This is a genomic window from Methylophaga sp. SB9B, assembly GCF_004832235.1.
In the GTDB taxonomy this organism is placed as follows: Bacteria; Pseudomonadota; Gammaproteobacteria; order Nitrosococcales; family Methylophagaceae; genus Methylophaga; species Methylophaga muralis.
Map to the genome: position 1 here is coordinate 2,501 of NZ_SSXS01000020.1, position 2,709 is coordinate 5,209.

The 2,709-nt window shown below is 50.9% G+C and carries 1 rRNA gene (running past one end of the window); it reads left to right on the forward strand.

Features of this window, described 5'->3' with window-relative positions:
* Positions 1 to 2,687, forward strand: a 23S ribosomal RNA gene (locus E8Q33_RS14920); it begins 219 nt to the left of the window's first position.
* Positions 2,688 to 2,709: the final 22 nt, after the last annotated feature.

Consider the following 2,709-nt stretch of genomic DNA (forward strand, 5'->3'; position numbering starts at 1 on the left):
AAAAGAAATCAACCGAGATTTCCCTAGTAGCGGCGAGCGAACGGGAAACAGCCTGCAAGTAATATTTAACGTTTTAGTGGAACAAGCTGGAAAGCTTAGCGATACAGGGTGATAGCCCCGTACACGAAAAAGCGTTAAAGGTACTAAGCTTGCGACAAGTAGGGCGGGGCACGAGAAACCTTGTCTGAACATGGGGGGACCATCCTCCAAGGCTAAATACTCCTTATCGACCGATAGTGAACTAGTACCGTGAGGGAAAGGCGAAAAGAACCCCGTTTAGGGGAGTGAAATAGAACCTGAAACCGTGTGCGTACAAGCAGTAGGAGCAGACTTGTTCTGTGACTGCGTACCTTTTGTATAATGGGTCAGCGACTTAATTTATGTAGCGAGCTTAACCGAATAGGGGAGGCGAAGGGAAACCGAGTCTTAATAGGGCGATTAGTTGCATGGATTAGACCCGAAACCTGGCGATCTATCCATGGTCAGGCTGAAGGTTGGGTAACACTAACTGGAGGGCCGAACCCACGTATGTTGAAAAATGCGGGGATGAACTGTGGATCGGAGTGAAAGGCTAATCAAGCCAGGAGATAGCTGGTTCTCCTCGAAAGCTATTTAGGTAGCGCCTCATGTATCACTCTTGGGGGTAGAGCACTGTTTGGGCTAGGGGGTCATCCCGACTTACCAACCCCATGCAAACTCCGAATACCAAGAAGTGCAATCATGGGAGACACACGGCGGGTGATAACGTCCGTCGTGGAAAGGGAAACAACCCAGACCATCAGCTAAGGTCCCAAAATTATGGCTCAGTGGAAAACGAGGTGGGAAGGCACAGACAGCTAGGAGGTTGGCTTAGAAGCAGCCACCCTTTAAAGAAAGCGTAATAGCTCACTAGTCGAGTCGGCCTGCGCGGAAGATGTACCGGGGCTTAAGCCATATACCGAAGCTATGGATGCCACACTTTGTGTGGCATGGTAGAGGAGCGTTGTGTAAGTCTGTGAAGGTGAGTTGAGAAGCTTGCTGGAGATATCACAAGTGCGAATGCTGACATGAGTAACGATAAAGGGGGTGAGAGGCCCCCTCGCCGAAAATCCAAGGTTTCCTGCTCAACGCTAATCGGAGCAGGGTGAGTCGGTCCCTAAGGCGAGGCAGAAATGCGTAGTCGATGGAAAACGGGTTAATATTCCCGTACCGGTTGTTACTGCGATGGGATGACGGAGAAGGTTAGATCAGCCAACGGTTGGAAGAGTTGGTTTAAGTGTGTAGACGTGCTTTATAGGAAAATCCGTAGAGCTTAGTTGAGGCATTATGACGAGTCCCGTAGGGGATGAAGTGATTGACACCATGCTTCCAGGAAAAGTCTCTAAGCTTCAGGTAACAAGCGACCGTACCCCAAACCGACACAGGTGGATGGGATGAGAATTCTAAGGCGCTTGAGAGAACTCGGGTGAAGGAACTAGGCAAAATAGCACCGTAACTTCGGGAGAAGGTGTGCCCTCATTAGGTGAAGCGACTTGCTCGTGGAGCTGACGGGGGTTGCAGTGAACTGGTGGCTGCGACTGTTTATTAAAAACACAGCACTCTGCAAACACGAAAGTGGACGTATAGGGTGTGACGCCTGCCCGGTGCCGGAAGGTTAATTGATGGGGTTAGTTTTCGGACGAAGCTCTTGATCGAAGCCCCGGTAAACGGCGGCCGTAACTATAACGGTCCTAAGGTAGCGAAATTCCTTGTCGGGTAAGTTCCGACCTGCACGAATGGCGTAACGATGGCCACACTGTCTCCACCCGAGACTCAGTGAAATTGAAATTGCGGTTAAGATGCCGTATACCCGCGGCTAGACGGAAAGACCCCGTGAACCTTTACTACAGCTTTGCACTGAACTTTGAACCTACTTGTGTAGGATAGCTGGGAGGCATTGAAGCGAGAACGCCAGTTCTTGTGGAGCCAATCTTGAAATACCAGCCTGGTATGTTTGGAGTTCTAACCTCGGTCCATTATCTGGACTAGGGACAGTGTATGGTGGGTAGTTTGACTGGGGCGGTCTCCTCCCAAAGAGTAACGGAGGAGCACGAAGGTACACTAAGTATGGTCGGACATCATACGGTTAGTGCAATGGCAAAAGTGTGCTTGACTGCGAGACAGACACGTCGAGCAGGTACGAAAGTAGGTCATAGTGATCCGGTGGTTCTGAATGGAAGGGCCATCGCTCAACGGATAAAAGGTACTCCGGGGATAACAGGCTGATACCGCCCAAGAGTTCACATCGACGGCGGTGTTTGGCACCTCGATGTCGGCTCATCACATCCTGGGGCTGTAGCCGGTCCCAAGGGTATGGCTGTTCGCCATTTAAAGTGGTACGCGAGCTGGGTTTAGAACGTCGTGAGACAGTTCGGTCCCTATCTGCCGTGGGCGTTGGAAATTTGAGAGGAGCTGCTCCTAGTACGAGAGGACCGGAGTGGACGTACCCCTGGTGTTCGGGTTGTCATGCCAATGGCATTGCCCGGTAGCTATGTACGGACGGGATAACCGCTGAAAGCATCTAAGCGGGAAGCCCCCCTCAAGATTAGATTTCCCTGGACTTTAAGTCCCTGAAGGGCCGTAGAAGACCACTACGTTGATAGGTTGGGTGTGGAAGTGCAGTAATGTATGAAGCTAACCAATACTAATTGCCCGTGAGGCTTGACCATATAACCCCAAGTAAGTTGGGTG